This window comes from Rhizobium redzepovicii, assembly GCF_019793435.1.
GTDB classification, from domain to species: Bacteria; Pseudomonadota; Alphaproteobacteria; order Rhizobiales; family Rhizobiaceae; genus Rhizobium; species Rhizobium redzepovicii.
Map to the genome: position 1 here is coordinate 50,208 of NZ_JAILYH010000024.1, position 24,626 is coordinate 74,833.

The 24,626-nt window shown below is 61.7% G+C and carries 24 protein-coding genes and 2 tRNA genes; 18 read left to right on the top strand and 8 right to left on the bottom strand.

The annotated features are described in order from the left end of the window. Positions 1–8 precede the first annotated feature (8 nt). Positions 9–3,512, bottom strand: coding sequence for a PAS domain-containing hybrid sensor histidine kinase/response regulator (locus K6N12_RS29575; protein WP_097624803.1), 3,504 nt, complete (start codon positions 3,510–3,512; stop codon positions 9–11). 221 nt (positions 3,513–3,733) lie between these two features. Between K6N12_RS29575 and mscL the strand changes: the two genes are divergently transcribed. The 5 genes from mscL (at position 3,734) to K6N12_RS29600 (ending at position 9,938) form a co-directional block, all read left to right on the top strand. Next, positions 3,734–4,171, top strand: coding sequence for a large conductance mechanosensitive channel protein MscL (mscL, locus tag K6N12_RS29580; protein ID WP_097624861.1), 438 nt, complete (start codon positions 3,734–3,736; stop codon positions 4,169–4,171). Positions 4,172–4,293: 122 nt separating this feature from the next. Next, entirely contained in the window at positions 4,294–5,460 is a 1,167-nt protein-coding gene (locus K6N12_RS29585) for a pyridoxal phosphate-dependent aminotransferase (protein WP_097624804.1), read from the top strand. Between the two features lie 194 nt (positions 5,461–5,654). Continuing rightward, positions 5,655–6,689, top strand: coding sequence for a UDP-glucose 4-epimerase GalE (gene galE, locus K6N12_RS29590; protein WP_097624805.1), 1,035 nt, complete (start codon positions 5,655–5,657; stop codon positions 6,687–6,689). 107 nt (positions 6,690–6,796) lie between these two features. Further along, positions 6,797–8,758: a putative bifunctional diguanylate cyclase/phosphodiesterase gene (locus tag K6N12_RS29595; protein ID WP_097624806.1), complete on the top strand. Its 1,962-nt coding sequence runs from the start codon at positions 6,797–6,799 to the stop codon at positions 8,756–8,758. A 127-nt stretch (positions 8,759–8,885) separates the two neighbouring features. Beyond that, positions 8,886–9,938 (top strand): enoyl-CoA hydratase/isomerase family protein, encoded by a 1,053-nt coding sequence (locus K6N12_RS29600; protein WP_097624807.1) that lies wholly within the window; start codon positions 8,886–8,888, stop codon positions 9,936–9,938. A 13-nt stretch (positions 9,939–9,951) separates the two neighbouring features. Here the strand turns inward: K6N12_RS29600 and K6N12_RS29605 are convergent, their stop codons facing one another. Continuing rightward, positions 9,952–12,012 (bottom strand): ATP-dependent helicase, encoded by a 2,061-nt coding sequence (locus K6N12_RS29605; protein ID WP_097624808.1) that lies wholly within the window; start codon positions 12,010–12,012, stop codon positions 9,952–9,954. A 106-nt stretch (positions 12,013–12,118) separates the two neighbouring features. Then, positions 12,119–12,385, bottom strand: coding sequence for a hypothetical protein (locus K6N12_RS29610; protein ID WP_097624862.1), 267 nt, complete (start codon positions 12,383–12,385; stop codon positions 12,119–12,121). 176 nt (positions 12,386–12,561) lie between these two features. Here K6N12_RS29610 and K6N12_RS29615 point away from each other — a divergent pair, with 176 nt between their 5' ends. Together K6N12_RS29615 and K6N12_RS29620 are read left to right on the top strand one after the other, a co-directional pair. After that, on the top strand, positions 12,562–12,822 hold the full coding sequence (locus tag K6N12_RS29615; protein WP_097624863.1) for a BON domain-containing protein: 261 nt from the start codon (positions 12,562–12,564) through the stop codon (positions 12,820–12,822). A 58-nt stretch (positions 12,823–12,880) separates the two neighbouring features. Continuing rightward, complete coding sequence (locus K6N12_RS29620; RefSeq protein ID WP_097624809.1) at positions 12,881–13,141, top strand: hypothetical protein; 261 nt, start codon at positions 12,881–12,883, stop codon at positions 13,139–13,141. 267 nt (positions 13,142–13,408) lie between these two features. On the opposite strand, the gene K6N12_RS29625 is transcribed toward K6N12_RS29620, so the two are convergent. Then, the gene (locus K6N12_RS29625; RefSeq protein ID WP_003588688.1) at positions 13,409–13,651 is read right to left on the bottom strand and encodes a DUF982 domain-containing protein; all 243 of its coding nucleotides are present in this window, start codon (positions 13,649–13,651) and stop codon (positions 13,409–13,411) included. 279 nt (positions 13,652–13,930) lie between these two features. Here K6N12_RS29625 and K6N12_RS29630 point away from each other — a divergent pair, with 279 nt between their 5' ends. Then, the gene (locus K6N12_RS29630) at positions 13,931–14,353 is read left to right on the top strand and encodes a hypothetical protein (RefSeq protein WP_310804127.1); all 423 of its coding nucleotides are present in this window, start codon (positions 13,931–13,933) and stop codon (positions 14,351–14,353) included. A gap of 190 nt (positions 14,354–14,543) precedes the next feature. On the opposite strand, the gene K6N12_RS29635 is transcribed toward K6N12_RS29630, so the two are convergent. After that, positions 14,544–14,618 (bottom strand) — tRNA-Thr (locus K6N12_RS29635). A 156-nt stretch (positions 14,619–14,774) separates the two neighbouring features. Between K6N12_RS29635 and K6N12_RS29640 the strand changes: the two genes are divergently transcribed. From K6N12_RS29640 to K6N12_RS29685, 10 genes are all read left to right on the top strand, one after another. Continuing rightward, positions 14,775–14,969 carry a hypothetical protein gene (locus tag K6N12_RS29640; protein ID WP_003588684.1) on the top strand — a complete coding sequence of 65 codons (195 nt, stop codon included), beginning with the start codon at positions 14,775–14,777 and terminating at the stop codon, positions 14,967–14,969. Between the two features lie 106 nt (positions 14,970–15,075). Next, positions 15,076–16,368 carry a UDP-N-acetylglucosamine 1-carboxyvinyltransferase gene (gene murA / locus K6N12_RS29645; protein WP_088939387.1) on the top strand — a complete coding sequence of 431 codons (1,293 nt, stop codon included), beginning with the start codon at positions 15,076–15,078 and terminating at the stop codon, positions 16,366–16,368. 93 nt (positions 16,369–16,461) lie between these two features. Then, the gene (locus K6N12_RS29650; RefSeq protein WP_097624811.1) at positions 16,462–16,893 is read left to right on the top strand and encodes a DUF2948 family protein; all 432 of its coding nucleotides are present in this window, start codon (positions 16,462–16,464) and stop codon (positions 16,891–16,893) included. Positions 16,894–17,008: 115 nt separating this feature from the next. Next, a complete protein-coding gene (gene hisD / locus K6N12_RS29655) occupies positions 17,009–18,307 on the top strand; it encodes a histidinol dehydrogenase (protein ID WP_097624812.1) in 1,299 nt (432 codons plus the stop codon). A gap of 4 nt (positions 18,308–18,311) precedes the next feature. Next, positions 18,312–18,785, top strand: a complete 474-nt coding sequence (locus tag K6N12_RS29660) for a UPF0262 family protein (RefSeq protein WP_097624813.1) — start codon at positions 18,312–18,314, stop codon at positions 18,783–18,785. Further along, positions 18,782–19,267 (top strand): arsenate-mycothiol transferase ArsC, encoded by a 486-nt coding sequence (locus K6N12_RS29665; protein ID WP_179867088.1) that lies wholly within the window; start codon positions 18,782–18,784, stop codon positions 19,265–19,267. Before K6N12_RS29660 ends, K6N12_RS29665 begins: the two co-directional genes overlap by 4 nt. 123 nt (positions 19,268–19,390) lie before the next feature. Next, positions 19,391–19,609 carry a translation initiation factor IF-1 gene (infA, locus tag K6N12_RS29670; protein ID WP_003545338.1) on the top strand — a complete coding sequence of 73 codons (219 nt, stop codon included), beginning with the start codon at positions 19,391–19,393 and terminating at the stop codon, positions 19,607–19,609. Positions 19,610–19,664: 55 nt separating this feature from the next. After that, a complete protein-coding gene (locus K6N12_RS29675) occupies positions 19,665–20,285 on the top strand; it encodes a Maf-like protein (RefSeq protein WP_003570453.1) in 621 nt (206 codons plus the stop codon). A gap of 167 nt (positions 20,286–20,452) precedes the next feature. Continuing rightward, positions 20,453–20,665 (top strand): DNA gyrase inhibitor YacG, encoded by a 213-nt coding sequence (gene yacG / locus K6N12_RS29680; RefSeq protein ID WP_003588672.1) that lies wholly within the window; start codon positions 20,453–20,455, stop codon positions 20,663–20,665. A 284-nt stretch (positions 20,666–20,949) separates the two neighbouring features. Further along, positions 20,950–21,025 (top strand) — tRNA-Phe (locus tag K6N12_RS29685). An 81-nt stretch (positions 21,026–21,106) separates the two neighbouring features. Here the strand turns inward: K6N12_RS29685 and K6N12_RS29690 are convergent. Genes K6N12_RS29690 through K6N12_RS29700 form a run of 3 tightly spaced genes read right to left on the bottom strand, consistent with a single transcriptional unit; the run spans position 21,107 to position 24,565 of the window. Next, the gene (locus tag K6N12_RS29690) at positions 21,107–21,403 is read right to left on the bottom strand and encodes a transposase (protein ID WP_131711357.1); all 297 of its coding nucleotides are present in this window, start codon (positions 21,401–21,403) and stop codon (positions 21,107–21,109) included. After that, positions 21,393–22,835, bottom strand: coding sequence for an HlyD family type I secretion periplasmic adaptor subunit (locus K6N12_RS29695; protein WP_131711358.1), 1,443 nt, complete (start codon positions 22,833–22,835; stop codon positions 21,393–21,395). The genes K6N12_RS29690 and K6N12_RS29695 overlap by 11 nt, the downstream gene beginning before the upstream one ends. 14 nt (positions 22,836–22,849) lie before the next feature. Next, entirely contained in the window at positions 22,850–24,565 is a 1,716-nt protein-coding gene (locus K6N12_RS29700; protein ID WP_097624817.1) for a type I secretion system permease/ATPase, read from the bottom strand. Between the last annotated feature and the right edge of the window lie 61 nt (positions 24,566–24,626).

The window sequence follows — 24,626 nt, forward strand, 5'->3', positions numbered from 1 at the left end:
CCTGTCTCTTACTCCGCGGCCGCGCGCTTGAGGCCGGAAATCTGCGTGATATAGGCGCGCAGGGCTGCCGGCCGCACCGGCTTGTGCTGGACGGCGATGCCGTATCGCTCGGCCTCGCTGCGCACTTCAGGCGTGCGGTCGGCGGTAACCAACAAAGCGGGAATATCGGCGCCGAACTGCCGGCGCAGATGCAGGATCGCGGCGATGCCGGTGCCGTCGTCGAGATGATAATCGGCGATGGCGAGATCCGGCGGCCCGTCACGGCCGTCGCCTGATATCACGTCGGCGAGGCCATTAAGCGCCTTGACCTCGCAGCCCCAGCCGCTCAGCAGCAGCCGCATGCCCTCGAGGATCTTCGGCTCGTTGTCGATGCAGAGGATCTTCAGTCCCTTGAGCGGCTGCCCCGGCCGGTCGGCGGGCGTGACGGCCGCCGCCGCCTCGGCCGGCCGCGAGATGTCGAGCGGCATGGCGATGCGGAATTCCGTGCCCCTGCCGTGCGTCGAGTGCAGCTCCACCGGATGGTTGAGCACCCGGGCGATGCGGTCGACGATCGACAGGCCGAGTCCGAGGCCGGAAGCGGTTTTCGCCCCTTCGTCCAGCCGGGCGAATTCCTTGAACACCGTGCGGAATTTCGACGGCGGTATGCCGATGCCGGAATCGATCACCTGGATGATCACCTGGTTACCGCGCCGCCGCGCGCCCACCAGCACCTTGCCGGTGATCGTGTATTTGATCGCGTTGGAAACGAGGTTCTGCACCAGCCGGCGCAGAAGATTGGGGTCGGAGCGCACCCTGAGCGACGTCCGCATGACCACTAGCTTCAGCTGTTTTTCGCGGGCGATCGGCGCGAAATCGGTTTCGATCCGCTCCAAGAGGTCGGAAAGTGCGACGGCAGCGAGCCGCGGCCGCATCGCGCCGGTATCGAGCCTGGAGATATCGAGCACCGCGCCGAGAATGGTTTCGACCGATTCCAGCGCCGAATCGATATTGCGGACGATCGGGCTGTTGTCGGATTGCGCCATGCGCTCGACCAGTGCCGAGGAATAGAGCCTGGCGGCGTTCAGCGGCTGCAGGATATCGTGGCCGGCGGCGGCGAAAAAGCGCGTCTTGCCGATATTCGCCTCGTCGGCGGCGGCCCGCGCCTCGGCGAGTTCGTGATTGACGCGGGTCAGCTCGGCCGTGCGTTCGGCAACGCGCTGCTCCAGCGTCTCATTTGCCTGTTTCAGCGCCTGGTCGGCGCTGACGCGCTGGGTGATATCGGTGAAGGTGGCGACGATGCCCTTGTCCGGCATGGCGTTGGAGCGCACCTCGATAATCCGCTCGCCGCCGCTGAGCACCAGTGCGAAGGGTTTGTCGAGCGTCAGGAAATGCCGCACCGTCTGATTGAGATCGCCGGGCGCGATGTCGCCGCGCTCGCTGAGTGTTTTGACGATATCGGACAAGGGGAAACCGACCTGGCCGGCGCTTTCCGGCAGGTCCAGCAATTGCCGGAAGCGCCGGTTCCAGATCGTCAGCCGGTTGGAGCTGTCGAAGACGGCAATGCCCTGGTCCATCTGCGAAAGGGCGGTTTGCAGCATATCCTGGTTATATTGCAGCGCCTCGCTCGCCTGGTCGAGCAGCCATGCAGTGTCGGAAGAGGCGTCCTCGGTCTTCTGCAGGATCAACGACAGCACCAGCCGCGCCGAGGACGAGCCGATGGCGCTGCCGAGCAGCTGCTCGCTGAAATGGATCAGCGCCATATCGGCCGGCTGATCGTCCTCCAGCTTGCGGCCGGAGCTTTGTTCGTAGGTCGTCAACGAGCGCTGCATGCGTTCTTCGCCGAGATAACGCGAGATCGCCGCCTTGAGATCGCCGACGCTGATGCGGGTCTTCCAGCCGCGCGTGGCAAATTGCGAGCGCGAATGGCGTTTGACGAAGATGCCGGCCTGGATGCGTTCGAGTGGCCTGGCATTGCGGGTCAGCGAGCCGACGATGAAGAAGGCGGTGTTGACGAGGAGGCTCATCACCGTCGCATTGACCAGCGGATCGGCGTCGGGCGCGGCAAACAGTGTCGTGCCCGGAAAGATGAAGCCGAGCACGGCGCTCGCCACATAGGAATAATCGGGGCCGCCGAGCGAGGGCAGGAACAGCAGGTAGATCCAGATGACGAAGCCGGAGGAAAGCCCGAGGATCGCGCCGCGTGCATTGGCCCGCCGCCAGATCAGCCCGCCGAACAGCGCTGGGGCGATCTGGGCGATGGCGGCAAAGGAGAGAAGGCCGATCGAGGCAAGGCCGGCGGTGCTGTCGGTCGAGCGGTAATAGGCGTAGCCGAACAGCAGCACCGCAAAAATGGCGCTGCGGCGGATGTTGAGCAGCGTCTTGGCGAAATTGTCGCGCTGGCTGGCGCGGCCGGCAAGTTTACGCCTCAGGAAGATCGGCATGATGATGTCGTTCGACACCATGATCGACAGCGCCACGGAATCAACGATGACCATCGCCGTTGCGGCGGAAAAGCCGCCGATGAAGGTAATCAGCGACACCACCGGCATCTCACCGGCCAGCGGCAGCGACAGCATGTAGAAATCGGCATTGCCGGCGCCGCCGAAGGTCAGCAGTCCGCCGATCGCCACCGGCAGCACGAAGAGATTGATCGCAATGAGGTAGGTGGGAAACAGGAAGCCTGCGAGTTTCAGCTGTTTCGGCGTCCGGTTTTCGACGACCGTCACGTGGAATTGCCGCGGCAGCAGGATGATCGCGAAGGCCGACAGCGCGATCAGGGTGATCCAGCGGCTGATCGGCGTGTGGTAGCTGAGGGCCGACATGACGAGGCTGTTGTCTACGGTCTTTTGCCAGAGATCGCTCGGGCCGTCGAAGAGAAACCAGATGACGCAGACGCCGGCCGTCAGGAAGGCGACCAGCTTGACCACGGATTCCATCGAAACGGCGAGGATGAGGCCGTCCTGGTGTTCCGTCGCGTCGGTATGCCGCGTGCCGAACATGATGGCGAAGCAGGCAAGCACCAGCGTCGCCACGAGCGGCAGGTCGAGAAAGTAGAGATTGCCGCTGCCAATGCCGTAGTCGGACGGGTTGACCATCGCGCTTACGGTGCTGGAGATCGCCTTCAGCTGCAGCGCGATATAGGGAATGGTGCCGATCAGCGAGATCAGCGCGACGATGGTGGCGACGGTCGGGTTCTTGCCGTAGCGCGCGGCGACGAAATCGGCAACCGAGGTGAGCTTCTCGGCCTTGGCGAGCTCGATGATGCGGCGAAGCAGCGGCATGCCGAGCGTGAAGACCAGAATGGGGCCGATATAGATGCCGGCAAATTCCAGGCCGCGCTGCGCGGCAAGCCCGACGCTGCCGAAATAGGTCCAGGAGGTGCAGTAGATCGCCAGGCTCAGCGCATAGACCACCGGCCATCCGCCTTCGAGCGCACCCGGGCCGCGCTTCTTGCGGTCGCCATAGCTTGCCACGGCGAAAAGCAGGAGCAGATAGCCGAAGGCAGACGCGAATATGACCCAGCCTGGAAGCATTGACCCTCCGCCGGCGGAAAACCCGCCGGGACCTCCCGCAACCCTTTCAGCTTAAGTCATTTCAGAGGCGTTGAAAATTCCCGCCCGTCTAGGCCTTAAGTCAAAGACCACCGGGGGTATTGCCAAATAATTGCGATTGCCGATTGATTAATCGCAATGAAGATGTAGCTAATGAAATCCATCGCATACTCTCTGAAATGGATCGAAGGGAGACGGATCCGATGCTCAACGAATTCAAAGCCTTTATCGCCCGCGGCAATGTCATGGATTTGGCGGTCGGCGTCATCATCGGCGGCGCCTTCGGTGGCATTGTCAAATCTCTGGTCGACGACCTCATCATGCCGATCGTCGGCGCCATTTTCGGCGGCTTCGATTTTTCGAATTATTTCCTGCCGCTCTCCTCTGCCGTCAACGCGCCGACACTGGCAGCCGCCCGCGCGCAAGGGGCGGTGTTTGCCTATGGCAGCTTCCTCACCGTGCTCATCAACTTCCTGATCCTTGCCTGGATCATCTTCCTGATGGTCAAGGGCGTGAATACCCTGCGTGCCCAGGTCGAGCGCAAGGAAAAGGCCGCACCGGAGGAACTGCCCCCGCCGCCGGCAGACGTTCAGCTGCTCACGGAAATCCGCGATCTTCTGGCCACACGCCCGACGGCTTGATCCGAGCTGGAGCCCATCCGTTCCTGCCGGACTCATTCATCACGAAAATCGATGTGCCATCACTGGATATCATGGGATTTGCCGGCGCAAATCCTCTATGAAGGCGGAAACCGGAGATATGCATGTCGATTGTGAAGAGCCTCAGCCCGCGCGCCTTGGCGGCGCCAGAAAGCGGGATCGTCGAAGTCGTCAATTATGCCCGCGGCCGCGAAGGCCTGCTGCCTCTCTGGGTGGGGGAAGGCGACCTGCCAACGCCGGATTTCATCAGCCGGGCGGCGATGGACGCGCTTGCTTCAGGCGAGACCTTCTACACCTGGCAGCGCGGCATTCCCGAGCTTCGCCAGGCGCTTTCGGATTATTACTTCAGGCATTTCGGACACCGGCTTCCGGTCGAGCATTTCTATGTCACCGGCTCCGGCATGCAGGCGATCCAGATCGCCGTGCAGACGATGACCTCGCCGGGTGACGAATTCGTCTATCTCACCCCCGCCTGGCCGAATATCGCCGCAGCCCTGGAGATCGCGGGTGCGCGCTCCGTCGGCGTCGAACTGCAGTTCGAAGGCGGCAAATGGGCGGTCGATCTCGACCGCGTCGAAGCCGCCATCACGCCGAAGACCAGGGGCATCTTCGTCAACACGCCGTCGAATCCGACGGGCTGGACGGCGACGAAGAAGGATCTTGCCGATATCCTGGCGCTGGCCCGCCGGCACGATCTCTGGATCATGGCCGATGAAATCTACGCGCTCTATTATTTTGCCGGCGGCCGGGCGCCGTCTTTCCTCGATGTGATGCAGACGGACGACAAGATCATCTTCGTCAATTCCTTCTCGAAGAACTGGTCGATGACCGGCTGGCGCGTCGGCTGGATCGTCGCCCCGCCTCAGATGGGCCAGGTGCTCGAAAACCTCATCCAGTATTCGACATCGGGTGTCGCCCAGTTCATGCAGAAGGGCGCCGTCGCAGCCCTTAATCAGGGCGACGATTTCATCGCCGCCAATATCGCCAAGGCGGCCCGCTCCCGCGATCTTCTCTGCGACGCGCTTGTCGCCACCAATCGCGTGGAGACACTGAAGCCGGATGGCGCGCTCTATGCCTTCCTCAAGATCGACGGCGTCACCGACAGCCGCAGCGCTGCCATCGACATCGTCGACAAGACAGGCGTCGGCCTTGCCCCCGGAACCGCGTTCGGCGCCGGCGGCGAACTTTTCCTGCGCGCCTGTTTCCTGCGCGATCCCGCCCAGGTGGCGGTCGCGGCCGAGCGTCTCTGCGATTATATCCTCAAGCGCTGAGAAGCGGCTCGATCCAAACGATTTCGTGCCGGAATCGGCCGATCGATAAAACTTGAGCAAAGCCTGAAATCGGCCTCTAACCACAAGTCCAAACATACCGGTTCAAAGGGCCTGGAACGGCCGTTCGATAAGAAAATTGGAAAGAAAAACCGGGCCTGATGACCCTGCTATAAAACAAGGCAGGGATGCGGGACATGGCGGTTTTGGTGACGGGCGGCGCCGGATATATCGGCAGTCACATGGTTTGGGCGCTGCTCGATGCGGGGGAGGATGTGGTCGTGCTCGACCGCCTCTCCACGGGCTTTCGCTGGGCCGTGGCGCCGGCGGCGCGTTTCTATCTCGGCGACGTCGCCGATCCCGACATCTTGAAGAAAATCTTCATCGAAAACGACATCGAGGCGATCATTCATTTCGCCGGCTCCGCCGTCGTCCCGGTCTCGGTCGCCGATCCGCTTTCCTATTACGACAACAATTCAGGCAAGACCCGGGCGCTGCTCTCCGCGTCGGTCGAAGCCGGCATCCGCAATTTCGTCTTCTCGTCGACCGCGGCCGTCTACGGTCAGCAAAAGACCGACCTGCCGGTGAAAGAGACTGCCTCCCTCAATCCGGAAAATCCCTACGGCCAGTCGAAGCTGATGACCGAATTCATGCTGCGCGATGCCGCCGCGGCCTATGACTTCAACTATGTCGCGCTTCGCTACTTCAACGTTGCCGGGGCCGATCCCGACCACCGCGCCGGCCAGTCGACGTCAGGCGCCACCCACCTCATCAAGGTTGCCTGCGAGGCAGCGCTCGGCAGGCGCGACAGCGTCAGTGTCTACGGGATCGATTATCCCACCCATGACGGCACCGGCGTGCGCGACTACATCCATGTCACCGATCTTGTCGATGCGCATCTGAAAGCGCTGCAGCACCTGCGCCGCGACAAGGGTTCGCTCGTTGCCAATTGCGGTTATGGCAGCGGCTATTCCGTGCTCGACGTGCTGAACATGGTCACCCGCCTGCACGGACATTCCTTCAAGATCCACATGGCGCCGCGCCGCGCCGGCGATTCAGCCAGCGTCGTCGCCGACGCTTCGCTCGCCCGGCAGGTGCTCGACTGGAAGCCCAGGCACGATTCGCTGGAAACCATCGTCCAGAGCTCTCTCGATTGGGAACTCTTCCTAGCGAACAGAAACGTCGACGACCTGCACAGCATCCACCGGGCACTCGCAGCCGCTTCCTTCTGAGCGGCCTGAGCGCTGACCATCCCGCGCTTACAAGCCTCGCATGCCGTCACGTGAATAAGGAATGATCAAGCTTTCTCTGGCCGGCTGTGGCCGACGGAAAAGGGAAGATGAAGAAGTTTCTGGCCTCATTGCAGCTGCAAAAAGACAATCCGACGCTTCTGACGGCGCAGTTTCGGGCCCTGTCGTCGCAGATCCCCATTCTCTATGTACTCCTGGTCATCAACGCCCTTGCGGTGGCGATCACCCATCTTGAATCCGCGCCGCTCTGGCTTTCGCTCTATATCCCTGTCGCCTTAAGCATCGTCTGTGTCTTCCGTCTCTGCTGGTGGGAAATCAGGGGCAAGGAGAACGTCACAGCCGAGCGCGCCTACCGGCTGATGAAGATCACCATATCGGGCGCCGCCATCCTCACCGTCGCTTTCGGCGGCTGGGCGATTGCGCTTTCCCAGTATGGCGATGCGTCCCAGCAGGGCCAGATCGCCTATTTCCTCGTCGTCACCGGCATCTCCTGCATCTTTTGCCTGATGCATCTGCCGATGGCGGCGGCGCTCACCACGGTCATCACCTTCTCGGCCATGGTCGCGACCTTCATGTTCTCGGGCAATCCTGTTTTCGTCGCGACCGCCGTCAGCGGCCTCTTCCTGATCCTGCCCTTCCTCAGGGTGATCGACAGCTATTTCCAGAATTTCGTCGGTCTAGTGCAATTGACCGAGGAACTGAAGCAGAAGCGGGCGGAAGCCGAGCAGTTGAACCTCGTCAATAGCCGCAACGCGCTGCAGGACCAGCTGACCGGCCTCGCCAACCGCCGCAGCTTCTTTCTCTCGCTGGAAAAACGGTTGCAGAAGGATCCGTCCGCGCCGCCCGTTCTCGGCATTCTCGATCTCGACGGCTTCAAGCCCGTCAACGATGTCTTCGGCCATGCCGCCGGCGATCTGGTGCTCAAGGAGACGGCCCGCCGTTTTGCCGCGCTGGTCGGCGAAGAGGGCATCGTCTCCCGTCTCGGCGGCGACGAGTTCGGTATCATTTTCCCCTGTTCGATGACACGCCAGGCGATCGCCGATCTCGGCCAGGCACTCTGCGCCGCCGTCCGCGATCCCTATGAAATCCCCGACGGCTCGGTCCGCGTTTTCGGCTCCTGCGGCATCGTCTATCCCGAGATCGGCAGATACACCGCAGAGGATCTCTACGAGAAAGCCGATTTCGCCCTCTACCAGGTCAAGAGCAAGCGCAGCAGTGGCGTCGAATTCTTCTCGGCCGAGCACGAGAAGATCCTGACCCAGCGCCACCTGATCGAACTCGAGCTGCAGGCGAATGATTTTGCCAGCGAATTGAAACTCGAATATCAGCCGATCGTCGAGTTGAAGAGCGGCCGCGTCGTCGGTTACGAGGCGCTTGCCCGCTGGGACAGCGCCCGCTTCGGCCGCATCAGCCCCGAAGCTTTCATTCCCGCGGCCGAGCGCACGGCCGTCATCGGCCGGATGACGCGCATCCTTTTTGCCAAGGCGCTCGAAGCGCTGGCAATCATTCCATGCCATCTCAAGCTGTCCTTCAATCTTTCGGCCCGCGATATTTGCGACCATGAAACATCGATGGCGCTGCTTGGCATGATCACCCGCTCCGGCCTCGATCCCCGGCGCATCGAATTTGAAATCACCGAGACGGCGCTGCTCTCCGATTTCGACACCGCCGACCAGGTCATCACCATGCTGCGCGCGGCCGGCATTTCGATCGCGCTCGACGATTTCGGCACTGGCTATTCGAGCCTCAGCCATATCCACCGTCTTGGCTTCGACAAGCTGAAGATCGACAAGGCCTTCGTGATGAATTTCGATCGCGACGCCCGTTGCATGAACATCACCCGCTCGGTCGCCAATCTCTGCCAGAATCTCGGCATTGCCTCCGTTGCCGAAGGCGTCGAAAGCGAAGGGGTCGCCGAGGGATTGAAGGCGATGGGCGTTCGCCTGGCGCAGGGCTATCATTTCTCGCGGCCGCTGCCGCTGGAGCTTGCCATCGACTACGCCACCCGCTGCGAAGCCGAAGCCATCGCCCGCAATTCGCTGTCGGCCTGAACCGATCGATTTCGCCTGTGTTAAATCGACTGGAGCGACGCTGCATCGTCGTCTATTCATGGTCCCGAGCCTTTCCTGGGCAGAATGTCTCAATGGATCAGGAAGGCTCCAGCAGCGGAGGCGAAGCATGCAGGACGGCGAAGTCATCATTGAACAGCAGGGCACTGCCGGCATCATCCGGCTCAACCGACCGCGGGCGCTGAACAGCCTGACGCTGCCGATGATCCGGGCGATCACCGAGGCTCTTGATGGCTTTGCCTCTGATGCCGGGGTGGCGAGTGTCGTGGCGACGGGGGAGGGTGAACGCGCTTTCTGCGCCGGCGGCGACATCCGGGCCCTGCATGAAAGTGCGCGCGCCGGCGATGGGCTCGCAGGCGCCTTCTGGCGCGAGGAATTCAGCCTCAACCATCAGATCGCCGTCTACCCCAAACCCTATGTCGCGCTGATGGACGGCATCACCATGGGCGGCGGCGTCGGTCTATCGTCGCATGGCCGCCACCGCATCGTCACCGAGCGCACCCGGCTTGCCATGCCCGAAACCGGCATCGGCTATGTCCCCGATGTCGGCGCCACCTGGCTGTTGCCGAAGGCGCCCGGCGAAGCCGGAACATGGCTCGGTCTGACCGGGCTCGATATTGGTGCTGCCGACGCGATCCACACCGGGCTGGCCGATCGTCACATCGCCTCGTCGCGGCTTGGCGCCGTGATCGAGGCGCTGTCGGCCCTGCCGCTTGACAGCTCGTCCAGCGAAGTCGATGCCCTCTTGCAGCAGTTTGCCGAGCCTGCCGGAGAAAGCCGGCTCAGGCAGAATGCTGCGATGATCGATCGCGCCTTTCGTTTCGACAGTGTCGAGGAAATCCTGGCAGCGCTTGCCGGGGAGGAGGGCGACTTCGCCGCCGAGACCCGCCGGGTGCTGTCGACCCGTTCGCCGACCAGCCTGAAGCTCGCTTTGGCGCTGCTCAGGGCCGGCCGACGCAGCGCCTCGCTTGCCGAATGCCTTGGCCGCGAACTCGGCGCCTGCCTGCGGATGCTCGATAATCCCGATTTCTTCGAAGGCATCCGCGCCGCCGTCATCGACAAGGACCGCAACCCGAAATGGTCGCCGGCCTCCGTCGAGGCGGTGGGAGCTGCAAGGATCGAGCATTTCCTGAAGCCGGCCGAACCGCCGCTATCTCTCTGAGACGATAGTCGATTTATCGCCACATGCCGCGCATGCGGGCGCCGACATCGATGCGCATCTGCCGCACATGCGCTTGCGCGGCGGTCTCCGATTTCACCTGCGGCCAGCTGCAGGCCTCGAAGAACTGCAGCAATGTTGCCGGAATGAAGCGGCTGCGCGAGGCATAGACGTGCCGGTCGCCCTGCGCATTCTGCCCATAGGTGAAGAAGCGCTGCGGCACGACGAGATCGAGACCGTCCCGAGCACGGGTCATCGCCACATAGAGCAGCCGGCGTTCCTCCTCGATTTCGGCGGTGGCGCCGACGGCGAGATCGCTCGGAATGCAGCCGTCGACGACATTCAGCATGAAGACCCTCGTCCATTCCTGGCCCTTGGCGGAATGGATGGTGGAAAGGATGAGGTAATCCTCGTCGAGCAGCGGCACGCCGGCCTGGTCGCTGGTGGCATCCGGCGGATCGAGGGTGAGCTCGGTGAGGAAACGCTCGCGTGAGGCATAACCGCTAGCGATCTGCTCGAGCTGCAGCAGGTCGGCCTGCCGCGTCGCCGCGTCCTCGTGCAGCCGTTCCAGATGCGGCGCATACCATTGCCGCGCCAGCTCGATTTCCGCCGGCCAGCCGGCCTTGCCGGATTTCATCTCCTGCAGCATCGAAACGAAACCCGTCCAGTCTTCCCCGGAACGCGGCGGCGCCGGCATGGCGGCGAGTGCCGTGATCGGGCTCGCATCCTCGGCCATCAGGTCGAGCGCCTTCTGCGCCGTCGACGGCCCGACGCCCGGCAGGATCTGCATCAGCCGGAAGCCTGCCACCCGGTCGCGCGGGTTCTGCGCGAAGCGAAGGGCGGCCAGCATGTCCTTGACATGGGCGCTGTCGAGAAACTTCAGCCCGCCGAACTTGACGAAGGGAATGTTGCGCCGTGTCAGCTCGACCTCCAGCGGCCCGCTGTGATGCGAGGCGCGGAAGAGTACGGCCTGCTGCTTGAGCGTCAGGCCTTCCTCGCGGTTGTCGAGCACCATGTCGGCGATATAACGCGCCTGGTCAGCCTCGTCGCGCACCGTGACGAGGCGCGGCCGCTCGGCAGATTGCCGCTCGGTCCAGAGGTTCTTGGTGAAGCGCTCCGAGGCGAGATCGATGACGGCGTTGGCCGCCGCAAGGATCGGCTGCGTCGAGCGATAGTTGCGGTCGAGCGTGACGATATTGGCGGCCGGGCTGAAGGCGGCGGGAAAATCGAGGATGTTGCGCACCGTCGCCGCGCGAAAGGAATAGATCGACTGCGCATCGTCACCGACGACCGTCAGCCCCTGGCCTTGGGGTTTCAGCGCGAGCAGGATCGAGGCCTGCAGCCGGTTGGTGTCCTGATATTCGTCGACCAGCACATGGTCGAAGCGGCTGCCGATATCCTCGGCAATCACGCTCTCGCCGACCATCTGCGCCCAGTAGAGCAAGAGGTCGTCGTAATCGAGCACGTTCTGGCTCTGCTTCGCCTCGACATAACAGGCGAAAAGCTCGCGCAGCTGTTTCTCCCAGGCCGCGCACCAGGGAAAAGCGTCGCGCAGCACCTGATCGAGTGCCGTTTCCGAGTTCACTGCCCGGGAATAGATGGCAAGGCAGGTGCCTTTGGCCGGAAACCGGCTTTCCGTTTTGGAGAAGCCGAGATCGTGCCGGATGAGGTTCATCAGGTCGGCGCTGTCTTCGCGGTCGTGGATGGTGAAATCGGCATCGAGGCCGATCTGCTGCGCATAATCGCGCAACAGCCGCGCGCCAATACCGTGGAAAGTGCCGGACCAGTGAAGCGCATCGGCCATGACGCCGGCGTTCGTGCCCAGCACATCCCGGCAGATGCGCTCGACGCGCCGCGCCATCTCGGCGGCGGCCCGCCGCGAGAAGGTCATCAGCAGGATGCGGCGGGGATCGGCGCCCTTGACGATGAGATGGGCGACCCGATGCGCCAGCGTATTGGTCTTGCCCGAGCCGGCGCCGGCAATGACCAGCAGCGGCCCGGCAATATGGCTGCCGTCGGTGAGCGTGCCATGCTCGACGGCCATGCGCTGCTGGGGATTGAGCTTTTCGAGATACATCCAGCCGTCCGGTCGGGCTTCCGCAGAATCACTGCGGAAAGATTAGATGTTCCTTGAATGTTCGCGATTTCAGCCGCTGTCAAGCATTCTGGCGCAGAGGGGTGCCTCAATCGGGGAAATCCGGCCCTACCACGCGCCGCACCAGCTTCAGGCTGCGATCTGGCTGAAGAATGTAGGTTTCCTCGACGCGCTGGCCGGTCCCGTCGTAGAACTGGTGGTGGACGGCGCTGCCGACCGGCGATTTGGTCAGTTTCGTTCGCGGCTGGCCGCCATAGGTGATGCTGCCGGGAATGGGGTCCAACGCCGGACTATCGGCCGACGAGCAGCCGGCCAGCAACACTCCGGCAAACAAAACGGGCAGCAGCACTTTCATCACCGTCATCCTCTTTCGGCTGCAGAGAGATATGGAAGCCGCGGCACCTTTCGCCAAGGGTGGGCCAAGCCTGGCCCGCAGAAATCACGCGCGAATATCCGGTCGAGACCGGCGGGCCGCAACGAAAAGCGTTGTTGCGGCGTTAACCGGATATACCAACCTCAGGAGGCGCTTTGGTGATCGGGTATCCTTTATTCCCCGACCATGACGAACCCGGCCGACAAGGCCATGGCGATGCGGCGACACGTGCTTCGGTGGAGAGCGCTCTTCATGCCGCCGATGATCTCGACGCTGAGGAAATTGCTGTGAGCATGCTGGGCTCCTATGTCATTCTCGACGGTTTCGTGCGACGGCGCGGCGATGTCGAGCGGGCGGTCGCAATCGCCGAAAGCATCGTCGGCCGAGGTTATGTGCACAGTCGTCTGTTGCGGCGCTGAGGGAACCAAGTGCCCTTCCGCGGGTTGAAATGCCGGATCGAAACGCTGGAGACCCCTCATGCAGTCGCTTCCTCGCCTCTCGGCAGTCACCATGATATCGGCCGGCGTTTTTGCCGGTTCCGCTTATGCCTCGCTGGAAACCGGCACAAATTATTCGGCGCTGCCGAAGGACCAGGTCGCCCTCAATGAATATACCGGCGCCATCGCCTGCACGCCGGCAGAACCGCAGTATCTCCCCTCCTTCATCCGCGCCGGCGATGGCACGATCATCGGCGTCGGTTATATCGAGGTGGAAAGTGAGGGTGGCGCGGACTGCTGAAAATAGTCCTGCCCAAACGAGGCTCGCCTGCGTTCCCGCAGAGGTGACGAGCCTCTAACCATCATCATGATGGCTGCGTGTCTTTTATGAATAGACTTATCCCGGGCACAACGCCCGTTGCACCAAAACCCGCCATAGGTTCGATGCAGGGTTAAGTAAATTAAAGCGTCGCACCGTTCCGGCACACTCCGTTTACGGAAATGCCGGCAGAAGAACCCAGTTCATCGTGGCGGAGCGTGCTTCCGCGTCCTGTCGGACGCTTGGGCGCTAATGCAACTTCAGCTTCGCCTCTTCGGCCGCCGCCAGGAATTCGGCTCGTGCTTCCTCCACGCTCTTGCGCCCATCGAGCGCTGCCCGGCAGGTGCTGCGGGCCTTGATATAACGCAGCCCGCGCGAATTCGGCCAGAAATCCGCCAGGCATTTCAGCGCATCGAACGGCCCGCTGACCGTTCGCGCGTCGGCATCTTCGAAACCGACCTTGACCGGGCTGTCCCATTTTTCAGTTGCCATCAATGCTCCTCCACGATTGTCGACAGAAACAAAGCATGCAGCGCCTCCGTATTCCTCCGTGGAGACGTCGCCATAGTGGCATTCTAGCGGGATTTTCACGGCCAACAATGGTGAATCGTTTGTTGCCGATGAGGCCAAATGTCAGCTTGTGGAGGACGGACCGCGAGCGGGCGCCAAACGAAATTTTTCGCAGTCGCAAATAAGTTGTATGGCGTCGGCGCGGTGCCACCGCTACCGTGCCGGGAAATCTGAGGGCTCGAGATGAGTTTAGATCGAAAAATGATCCAGGCTGCTTTTCTCTGCGCGGCGCTGGCAATGCCGGCCTTCGCTCGCGGGGCAGAGGTATCTGCTACTGAAGACGCTTTCCTGACACATATCTCCGTCGAAACCATCCCCGAAATGCAGCGGAAATATTTGCAAGCTACCCTCCCGGTGTACGGCACGGTCATTGATCTTGGCGCCTATCTCTCGGCAGAGAAATTTGATCACTGGTATGTCGAAAGCGTGTTCGATGGAGTTCCTTTGGGGCCTCACGAACCAATTCCAGATGAGGAAGTAGTGCTGACCGGAGAATTGTTCGACCTCTGGCAGTTTTCGCCCTTCATACCTTATTATCTCGAAGTCACCGAAATCCCGGATTGCACTGCCGTGCTGTCCGCTTCGTGCGGATGGCTGCCCCTCACCCTAACCCTCTCCCCGTAAACGGGGCGAGGGGACGTGCCATGCAAGAGGTTAGCGAGGGACGGAGAGTTCGCGACATTCCCCCTTCGCCCCGCAAGCGGGGGTCCGAAGGACGGGTCGCGACGCGTGGCTCGACCCCGGTTGGTGGCGGCAGCTGAATGAGGGCAAGCCGAGCGCGCGGAAAATGATATCGGATACTGAAAGAGAAAACTGGTGCTGCCGAGTGGGATTGAACCACCGACCTCACCCTTACCAAGGGTGTGCTCTACCACTGAGCTACGGCAGCAGGACCAGGACCCGTGCAAGCCGGGTGGCTCAAATCGCGGGAACGGGGCGGCTATTGCCACAGCTTGGCGGCAAGCGCAAGCAGCAAATTCCAACTTCGCGTGGATTGGGGCGCAAGGCCCTTTTGGATCGGCGCGAATTCGGCTAATCCTGTCACATGAACGACAAGACCGAAACCGGCCAGCAGAGCCGCAAACAGGCGATCGAGGCCCAGGCGAAACTGCGCCGCGAACGCGCCGCCGAAAAACTCAGGGAAAATCTTTCGAAACGCAAACAGCAGGTGCGCGCCCGCCGTTCGGGCCAGGCCGACGAAACAAATGGACTGCCTGCCGCAAAAATGGACGAATCGTAATGTTCCGTCCGCGGTCAATTGAAGCGTCGCGAAAAATCCCTTAAACACCCCACTCCCTATTCCAAGGCAGTATTTCAGGAAAGGCGGGCGCGGCCCGTAAGCGCACATGGATCGTATCAGAATCGTCGGCGGTAATGAGCTGAATGGCATCATTCCGATTTCCGGCGCCAAGAATGCCGCATTGCCGCTGATGATTGCCTCGCTTCTGACCAGCGACACGCTGACGCTGGAAAACGTGCCGCATCTGGCCGATGTCGAACTCTTGATGCGCATCCTCGGCAATCATGGCGTCGATGTCGCCGTCAACGGCCGCCGCGAGCGCCAGGAAGATTCCTACGCCCGCACGATCCATTTCACCTGCCGCACGATCGTCGATACCACCGCTTCCTACGAACTGGTCTCGAAGATGCGCGCTTCCTTCTGGGTCATCGGCCCGCTCCTGGCGCGCGAAGGCCATTGCCGGGTGTCGCTGCCGGGCGGCTGTGCCATCGGCACGCGTCCCGTCGATCTCTTCATCGAGGGCCTGACGGCGCTCGGCGCCACTATGGAGATCGACGCGGGTTACATCAACGCCAAGGCGCCGAATGGTGGCCTGATCGGCGCGCGCTACACCTTCCCGAAAGTCTCCGTCGGCGCCACCCATGTGCTGATGATGGCGGCAACGCTCGCCCGCGGCACGACCGTCATCGGCAACGCCGCCCGCGAGCCCGAGGTCGTCGATCTCGCCAACTGCCTGAACGCCATGGGCGCCAAAATCTCGGGCGCCGGCACGGCGACCATCACCATCGAAGGCGTCACCTCGCTCTCCGGCGCGCGCCACCGCGTGCTGCCGGATCGCATCGAGACCGGCACCTATGCCATGGCGGTTGCCATGGCCGGCGGCGACGTCGTGCTCGAAAATACCGATGTAGCGCTGCTCGACACCGCCTTGGAAACGCTGCGCCGCGCCGGCGCCGACATCTCTTCGACCAACAACGGCATGCGCGTCAGGCGCAATGGCGCCGGCATCAAGCCGGTCGATATCGTCACCGATCCCTTCCCGGGCTTCCCCACCGACCTGCAGGCGCAGTTCATGGCGCTGATGACCCGCTCTTCCGGCATCTCGCACGTGACCGAGACCATCTTCGAAAACCGCTTCATGCATGTGCAGGAGCTGGCCCGCCTCGGCGCCCGGATCACGCTCTCCGGCCAGACGGCAAAGATCGAGGGTGTCCAGCGGCTGCGCGGCGCCCCCGTCATGGCGACCGATCTGCGCGCCTCCGTCTCGCTCGTCATCGCCGGCCTTGCCGCCGAGGGCGAAACCACGGTCTCCCGCGTCTATCACCTCGACCGCGGTTTCGAGCGGCTCGAGGAGAAGCTGACCCGCTGTGGCGCCGTCGTCGAGCGCATCAGCGAGTAAGCCGTTCATCCCGGTTGCGTATTTGGCCGCAGCATCTTATTTCCCTTGTCTGACGCATCGCCATTTCGGCGGTGCCTGCTGGGATGAAGCTGAATGACCGAACTGAAGCTTGTGGCGCTCGATGACGAGGATCTTGCGATCATCTCCGCGCATATGCAGGACAGCGTCTTCAAGGTCGGGGATATCGACTGGTCGCCGCGCGACGCGCAGTTCGCCCTTGCCGTCAATCGTTTCGTCTGGGAAGGTGCCGAGCGCAAGCGCAGAGGCTTCGAGCGCCGCCGGGCTGCCCTGGTGTTCAAGCGGGTGCTCGCCGTGCGGTCGCTCGGCATCGACCGCGGCAAACGCGACGAGGTGCTGTCGCTGCTGGCCCTGCGCTTCGAGCAGAAGGGCGAGGGACCGGAGGGTACGATCGAGCTGTCGCTGTCCGGCACCGTCTCGCTTGCGCTCGATGTCGAATGCATCGAGGTGCAAATGGCCGATATCGGCGGTGCCTGGGAGGCTTCGTCCAAGCCTCGTCACCGCTAATGCATGTCGCCCGGAAATGTGCTGCGGTTCCGGGATAACGACATGCATAAAACAATGAGTGTTTGACGCTTGAGGTTTGAACATCGCAGTTTCGAGTTGAGAAGGAATATCGGCCTTGGCAATCTGGCTGGATCAGGCATCGGAAGGTTTCGAGCAGCGTTTTGCCGCCTTTCTGACGACCAAGCGTGAAGTCTCCGAGGATGTGAACACGGTCGTTCGCGCCATCATCGATGATGTCAGGGCCCGCGGCGATGTGGCGCTTGCCGAATATTCGCTGAAGTTCGACGGCATCGATTTCGCCGCCGTGCCGATGCGGGTCACGCCTGAGGAATTCGACGCGGCGATCGAGGCGGTGCCTCCGGAAGTGCTGGGGGCGCTGAAGCTCGCAGCACTGCGCATCGAAAGCCATCATCGCCGGCAGCTGCCGAAGGACGATATCTACGAAGACGACATGGGTGTTGGACTCGGCTCGCGCTGGACGGCGATCGAGGCGGTCGGGCTCTATGTTCCGGGCGGCACGGCGAGTTATCCGAGCTCGGTGCTGATGAATGCCGTGCCGGCCAAGGTTGCCGGCGTCGATCGCATCGTCATCGCCGTTCCCGCCACCGGCGGTGCCGTCAACCCCGCCGTGCTTGCCGCAGCCAAGCTTGCCGGTGTGACCGAGGTTTATCGTGTCGGCGGCGCCCAGGCGATCGCCGCTCTTGCCTATGGCACCGAGACGATCGCCCCGGTTGCCAAGATCACCGGTCCCGGTAATGCCTATGTCGCAGCCGCCAAGCGCCACGTCTTCGGCACTGTCGGCATCGATATGATCGCTGGCCCTTCCGAAGTGCTGGTCATCGCCGACAAGGACAACAATCCCGATTGGATCGCCGCCGATCTGCTGGCGCAGGCCGAGCACGATGCCAGCGCCCAGGCAATCCTGATCACCGATAATGCCGAATTCGGCAAGGCGGTGGAGCAGGCGGTCGAACGCCAGCTGAAGACGCTGAACCGCGCCGAGACCGCCGCGGCAAGCTGGCGCGATTTCGGCGCGGTCATTCTCGTTGCCGATCTGAACCAGGCCATTCCGCTTGCCAACCGCGTCGCCGCCGAGCATCTGGAGCTTGCCGTTGCCGATCCGGACCGGCTGCTCGACGGCATCCGCAATGCCGGCGCGATCTTCATCGGCGCCCATACGCCCGAGGTGATCGGCGATTATGTCGGCGGGTCCAACCACGTGCTGCCGACGGCGCGCTCGGCGCGTTTCTCCTCCGGCCTTTCGGTGCTCGATTTCGTCAAGCGCACCTCGATCCTGCGGCTTGGCCCACAGCAATTGCGCACCCTCGGCCCGGCGGCGATTGCGCTAGCCGTCTCCGAAGGCCTCGATGCCCATGCGCGATCGGTTGCGATCCGCCTCAACCTCGAAAGGTGAGGGGATGGCGGCGGGCGATTTCCGGCTTTGCGATGTCGTCCTCGACGATACGATCGGCCGTTCGACGCCCGATGTCGAGCATGAACGCGCCGTCGCCATCTTCGATCTGATCGAGGAGAACCGTTTTGCGCCGATCGGCCATGCCGGCGGCCCTTACCGGTTGAATATCTCGCTGGTCGATTCCAAGCTGGTCTTTGCCATCAGGACGGAGGAAGGCATCGACGTCGCCACCCATATCCTGTCGCTCACCCCCTTCCGGCGGATCGTCAAGGATTACTTCATGATCTGCGAGAGCTATTATGAAGCGATCCGTTCGTCGACGCCGAGCCGCATCGAGGCGATCGACATGGGCCGGCGCGGCATCCACAATGAAGGTTCGCAGACGCTGAAGGACAGGCTGACCGGCAAGATAGAGGTCGATTTCGACACCGCCCGGCGGCTGTTCACCCTGGTCTGCGTGCTCTACTGGCGCGGATGACGGCAATGGATCGCGCCGCCGACGTCGAGGAAGGAAAAAGGCCGGGCGCCATCCTCTTCATGTGCGGGATGAATGCCATCCGCTCGCCGATGGCCGAAGCGATCGCCCGTAGTATTCTGCCGGCCAATACCTATATCAGGTCGGCCGGCGTGCGCGCCGGCGAGCGCGATCCTTTCGTCGATGTCGTGCTCGACGAGATCGGCCTGTCACTGGGGCGCCGCCTGCCGCAGACGCTTGAAGAACTCGAAGACGATTATTTCGATCTGATCATCACGCTGTCGCCGCCGGCCCATCACGCCGCCCTCGAGCTGACCCGCTCGAATGCGATCGACGTCGTCTACTGGCCGACGATGGATCCGACGGTCGTCAGTGGCACGCGCGAGCAGATTCTGGAGAGCTACCGCGAGGTCCGCGATCACCTGGCCGGCCTCATCGAAAGCCGGCTGCTCAAACGAAATGGCATTGCCGCGCAATCGGCATGAAAACAAATAAAGGAAAGCCTGATCAACAAGGTTCACAAACCTTCGTTGATTGTGTAGTTTCCGCCCAAATTTTAAGGGCGCGCGCTGCGCTGCCTTTTCAACCCACAGGAAGAAAACACTTATATGCCGAAAGAAGAAGTCCTCGAATTCCCGGGTATCGTCACCGAACTTCTGCCGAATGCGACGTTCCGCGTGAAGCTCGAAAACGAACACGAGATCATCGCCCATACCGCCGGCCGCATGCGCAAGAACCGCATCCGCGTTCTCGCCGGCGACAAGGTGCTTGTGGAAATGACGCCCTACGATCTGACCAAGGGCCGCATCACCTACCGTTTCAAGTAAGCTTGCCCAAGATCCTGCAAGGGGTTTTCTCCCGTCTGCCGATGGTCGAGGTTCCATGGCGCTGAAATACAAGCTCATTCTGGCCTCGGGCTCGCCCCGCCGCGTCGACCTGCTCAACCAGGCGGGCATCGAACCGTCGCGGCTGATGCCGATGGATATCGACGAGACGCCGAAGAAGTCGGAGCATCCGCGTTCGCTGGCGCGCCGGCTTTCGGCCGAGAAGGCGGAAGCGGCCCTTGCCGCCATCAAGAGCGATATCACCTGGAAGGGCAGCTATATTCTCTCGGCCGATACGGTGGTCGCCGTCGGCCGCCGCATTCTCGGCAAGGCCGAGTTCGCCGACGAGGCGTTAAGTTCGCTGCATCTGTTGTCGGGACGCAACCATCTCGTCTATACCGGCGTTTGCCTGGTGACGCCGGATCGCAAGATCCGCCAGAAGATCGTCGAGACCAAGGTGCGCTTCAAGCGTCTCTCCGGCTTCGAGATCGAAAACTACCTGGCCTCCGGCCAGTGGCGCGGCAAGGCAGGCGCCTATGGCATTCAGGGACTTGCCGGCACCTTCGTGCAGAAGATGGTCGGCTCCTACACCAATGTCGTCGGCCTGCCGCTTTATGAAACCATCGTGCTTTTGACCGGCGAAGGCTTCGACGTGCATAGCCGGTGGCCCGAGGGCTAAAGCCCGAAGGCCGACTCCTGAACTAAAGCATGTCGCGCAAAAGTGTGCAGCGGTTTTCCCTGGCAAAGCGCGAAGCGCTTTTGCCGTAACGACATGCGTAAAAACAAAGAATTAAAGCGCAAGGAGCGAATCTGAAAGATCGTGACGCGCTTTAGGACGGACCGATCATGCCCGAAGACAACAAAGCCGCCGCCAAGGTCGAACCGCTGCGCAAGGCGCGCCCTTGCCCCGAATGCGGCAAACCCTCTCACCGCGAACATTACCCCTTCTGCTCCAACCGCTGCCGCGAGGTCGATCTCTCTCGCTGGCTGACCGGCGCCTATGCCATTCCGGTTGCCGACGACGAGACCAAGGCCGAATATCCCGATGAGGAAAACTAATGCATGTCGCCCGGAAGTGTGCAGCGGTTCCGGGGTAACGACATGCATCAAAACAAAGAACTAAAGCGCGTCGCATGAATCAAGTTTGATGCGACGCGCTTTAGAGAATTCGGCCAGCGAAGCTCTTATTTTTCCTCACGAATCGGCAAAACGGGCAAGACCGTCAAAAAAGAGTCATTTGACGCTTGCCATGGCCGAACAAGATGCTATAACCCCGCTCGCTTCCGGGGCGAACCAAGGCCCCGCGGTTCTTTTTCGAAAAAGGCACCATCGGAAGCAGGTTAGCCCAGGTAGCTCAGTTGGTAGAGCAGCGGATTGAAAATCCGCGTGTCACTGGTTCGATTCCGGTCCTGGGCACCACTCAATCCCCTAGAACTAATCTCCATGCACAGTATTGGATAGCGGGCCAGAAGCTGGCCAACAAACCCCTCTGTCGAGAAGCTAGTGCCGCCCTTTTGTCGTCTTCGCCAGCATCTCGCTCAGAGTTGCCGCCGAAAGCATGGATTCGGCCAGAAGCTTCTTGAGCTTCTGGTTCTCTTCCTCCAGGGCTCTTAGCCGTCTCGCATGGAGACCGGCATTTCCGGACTGCAGGGATTGCCACCGATAGAAGGTCGGCTCGCTGATGCCGTATCGGTGGCAAACATCGGCCACCGTCACGCCGGCCTGGTGCTCCTTGAGAATGCCCGTAATCTGGTCGTCGTCAAATTTTCGCTTGCCCATCACCGCTTCAGTCCTCACGAAATGCTCTGTTGAAACTGTCGAGAAGCGGTCTGACAGCGTAGAGCGCCACGCTGCTTTTGCCGGTTTCGATCAGTGTCTGTGCGGGCATGCCCGCGACCAGTTCGACATCACGCATTTTCGCCAGCCGCTCGTCCGTTACGCGGATTGTCGCGGCATAATAGGGTTGGCCGCTCTGCGTATCGGTGAGGCGGTCGGCTGACACATACTCGACCCGACCTTTCAGCAGTGGAACGCGCCGCTGATTGTATGGAAGAAGGTGCACCTGCGCCTCCAGCCCCGCATGGACAAGATTGATGTCCTCCGGCCTGACATGGGCAGACACGATCAGGCGATCGGAGCGTGGCAGAAGATCGACGAGCGGTTCGCCCGCACCGATCACCCCGCCTGCTGTGTGGATGCGCAGGTTCATGATCGTTCCATCTTCGGGAGCCCGGATATCGGTCCTTGAAAGTTGGTCGTCGATCGCCCGCAAGCGCTCGCGCAATTGCATGATCCGGCTTTCCGTATCGCGCATGCCTTGGGCGACTTCGCTCAAGCGGTCGCTCTCAAGCTTTGCGAGATCGACCTGCGACTCGCTGATCACCTGGTAGGCGCGAGCGATCTGTGCCTCGACTTGGCCCTGCTGGCCGTCAAGATCTGCTTTTTCGCGCTCGAGGTTGAGAAGCCTGCTCCTTCGTTCCAGTCCCTTGGCAGTGAGGATCGTCACCTGATCCAGTTCTTCCTGCGAGATTGCGGCTCTGTCGGCCAGTGCCCCTTTCTGAGCACCAAGCCCGACGATTTCTTGCCGCACCTGCGCGATTTTTTCATTGCCGATCTGAATTTCCGCCTCCATGACCCGGCGGCGGGCCTCGAAGATTTTCTGTTGCCCGGTCAGAATCGCGCCGACCGAAGGATATTTGTCCATGGCTGCCCTGAGATCGTCGGGATAGGCGACATGGTCGCCGCCCGTCTGCTCCGCAAGCAGCCGGGCGCGGCTTCCTTCGGCGTCCCAAAGCTGCCCTTGGATGCTGTCGCGCTCCGAGCGGGACTTGGTGTCGTCGAGTTCTATGACGATTTGCCCGGCCATCACCGTGTCGCCGTTCCTGACGAGGATCCGCCGCACAATTCCGCCTTCGAGATGTTGGATGGTCTTGCGGCTGGTCTCCGGCTCGATAACGCCGGATGCGACCGCAGCGCTGTGCAGCGGGGCCAGAGCCGACCAAATTCCCAATCCGACGACAAAGACGAGGATCAGCAGGTTCCCCGTCCAGACGACGCCTCTGAGCACCGGCATGGGCGAAGGGGCGGCGGGTCCGCGCTGTTTCTGTTCGATCACCGGCGGATAGGCAGTCTGCCTGGCTGTCGCTGTCCATCCATGAGCGAAGCGCTGGCCCATCCTTGACGAATTCGAAAATTTCGCCGGCGGCGCGTCCAGTGGAACAAGGGTCATGGCAGCATCCCTCCCTAGGTTCCCGTTCGAGCCGGTGGCTGAAGATAGGTTTCATAAATCCGCTCGCTGTCGCCGAAGGCAGCCACCGTTCCGTTGCGCATGATGGCAATCTTATTGGTGACCGGCAGGATCCCCATCCGGTGCGTTATGATAACGACGGTCATGCCCCTGGATCTCATCCGCTCGATTGCCGTAAACAGCATGCGTTCGCCGTCATAATCCAGGCTCGAATTCGGATCGTCGAGAACGATAAGGGACGGATTTCCATAGGCGGCCCGTGCCAGCCCCAGCTGTTGGCGCTGAGCCCGAAGGAGCAGGTTTCCGCCTTCACCGATATCGGTCTCGTAGCCCTGCGGCAGTCGCATGATCGCGTCGTGCAATCCAACCAGCTTTGCGGCGTCGATCGCCTTGCCGGGATCTCCTCCGTCCAGCCGGCCGATCACATCCTTGATTGCTCCGCCGAAAAGCTCGATATCCTGCGGCAGGTATCCGACGTGGCAGGTCCCCCCGCAAAGACGCAGAGCCGAGATATCGACCCCGCCCAGAAGAGCATATCCGCTCGTTGCCGGCACAACGCCTGCCATGATGCGGCCCAGTGTCGATTTTCCCGATCCAGACGGACCGATGAGCGCAATGCAATCGCCAGGTGCCAGGCGCAATGTGATATCGGTCAATATCGGTCGATCGGCGAATGGCTTGATATAGCTGACATTATCGAGAACCAAGCCATTGGGTTCCGGCAGCGGCACCATGCGGGCATCGCATTCCGATGCAATTGCTATCAGCATTCTGTTCAAGCGATTGAAGGCATTGCGCGCAAACATGAAGGAGCGCCATGCCCCTATTGCGCCCTCGATCGGTGCGAGCCCACGCCCGAGCAGCAGGCTCGCAACGAAGATGATTCCGGGACTGCCGCTGTTGACGAGCACCAGCCAGGTCGCCGATCCCATCATCAGGATCTGCGCCAATGTGCGGATCGATTTCGAGAAACCAAGGATGATCTCCGTGCGATGCATCGCGATGTCCTGGGCCCTTCTTGCCATTTCCGCATCGCGATAGACGATCAGCGCTGCACCGTCCTGCATGCCCATGGCCCGGATCACTTCGATGTTTTTCAGTGCGGTCGCAAATCGCAGATAGCTCCTCGAAAGGGCAAGATTGGCGTGAGCAAGCGGCGCTCGCGTCGCCAGTTCCGTCGCCAACGCAAACAGCAAGAGCGCAACTGCGCACAGAAGACCGATGGTTCCAAGCAGCGGGTGAACAAGAAAGAGCAGAAGCAGGAATACCGGCGCCCAGGGAACGTCGAATAAAAGCGAGCTGGCCGGTGAATCGAGGAACTGGCGCAATGCGGCGAGATCCCTGTAGCACTCTGAGGCGGCTCCCGTATCGGCGCGAGCGGCATATTCGAACGATGCGGTAAGCACCATGGGCCGCAGCCTGTGGTCCAGCCAGCTGCCGATGCGCGAAAGAGCTGCCCTGCGCACGATATCGAGCGTCGACCCGACCAGCACGGCGATGGCGATGATCATCGTCAGCATCAGCAGCGTGTCGACGCTTCGGCTCGACAGGACCCTGTCGTAGATCTGCAGGAGATAGATGGAAGGCGTGAGAAGAAAGAGATTGTAGCCGCAGCTGTAAAGGAAGACCAACCCGAAGGCCCCGGCACAAGCCCGGAGCGCAACAACGAGCTGTGTCGGTGGTCGCGGCGGTTTTATGGAGATTGTTGTCATTATCAGATCTCGCTGCACTTGATACTGACAAGAAGAGACTGCTTGCCCTGAGGACCGCCGG

Coding starts and splice junctions, on each gene's coding strand:
- K6N12_RS29575 (WP_097624803.1), bottom strand. CDS start 3,512: ATGCTTCCAGGCTGGGTCATATTCGCGTCTGCCTTCGGCTATCTGCTC.
- mscL (WP_097624861.1), top strand. CDS start 3,734: ATGCTCAACGAATTCAAAGCCTTTATCGCCCGCGGCAATGTCATGGAT.
- K6N12_RS29585 (WP_097624804.1), top strand. CDS start 4,294: ATGTCGATTGTGAAGAGCCTCAGCCCGCGCGCCTTGGCGGCGCCAGAA.
- galE (WP_097624805.1), top strand. CDS start 5,655: ATGGCGGTTTTGGTGACGGGCGGCGCCGGATATATCGGCAGTCACATG.
- K6N12_RS29595 (WP_097624806.1), top strand. CDS start 6,797: ATGAAGAAGTTTCTGGCCTCATTGCAGCTGCAAAAAGACAATCCGACG.
- K6N12_RS29600 (WP_097624807.1), top strand. CDS start 8,886: ATGCAGGACGGCGAAGTCATCATTGAACAGCAGGGCACTGCCGGCATC.
- K6N12_RS29605 (WP_097624808.1), bottom strand. CDS start 12,012: ATGTATCTCGAAAAGCTCAATCCCCAGCAGCGCATGGCCGTCGAGCAT.
- K6N12_RS29610 (WP_097624862.1), bottom strand. CDS start 12,385: ATGAAAGTGCTGCTGCCCGTTTTGTTTGCCGGAGTGTTGCTGGCCGGC.
- K6N12_RS29620 (WP_097624809.1), top strand. CDS start 12,881: ATGCAGTCGCTTCCTCGCCTCTCGGCAGTCACCATGATATCGGCCGGC.
- K6N12_RS29625 (WP_003588688.1), bottom strand. CDS start 13,651: ATGGCAACTGAAAAATGGGACAGCCCGGTCAAGGTCGGTTTCGAAGAT.
- K6N12_RS29630 (WP_310804127.1), top strand. CDS start 13,931: ATGATCCAGGCTGCTTTTCTCTGCGCGGCGCTGGCAATGCCGGCCTTC.
- K6N12_RS29640 (WP_003588684.1), top strand. CDS start 14,775: ATGAACGACAAGACCGAAACCGGCCAGCAGAGCCGCAAACAGGCGATC.
- murA (WP_088939387.1), top strand. CDS start 15,076: ATGGATCGTATCAGAATCGTCGGCGGTAATGAGCTGAATGGCATCATT.
- K6N12_RS29650 (WP_097624811.1), top strand. CDS start 16,462: ATGACCGAACTGAAGCTTGTGGCGCTCGATGACGAGGATCTTGCGATC.
- K6N12_RS29660 (WP_097624813.1), top strand. CDS start 18,312: ATGGCGGCGGGCGATTTCCGGCTTTGCGATGTCGTCCTCGACGATACG.
- K6N12_RS29665 (WP_179867088.1), top strand. CDS start 18,782: ATGACGGCAATGGATCGCGCCGCCGACGTCGAGGAAGGAAAAAGGCCG.
- infA (WP_003545338.1), top strand. CDS start 19,391: ATGCCGAAAGAAGAAGTCCTCGAATTCCCGGGTATCGTCACCGAACTT.
- K6N12_RS29675 (WP_003570453.1), top strand. CDS start 19,665: ATGGCGCTGAAATACAAGCTCATTCTGGCCTCGGGCTCGCCCCGCCGC.
- yacG (WP_003588672.1), top strand. CDS start 20,453: ATGCCCGAAGACAACAAAGCCGCCGCCAAGGTCGAACCGCTGCGCAAG.
- K6N12_RS29695 (WP_131711358.1), bottom strand. CDS start 22,835: ATGACCCTTGTTCCACTGGACGCGCCGCCGGCGAAATTTTCGAATTCG.
- K6N12_RS29700 (WP_097624817.1), bottom strand. CDS start 24,565: ATGACAACAATCTCCATAAAACCGCCGCGACCACCGACACAGCTCGTT.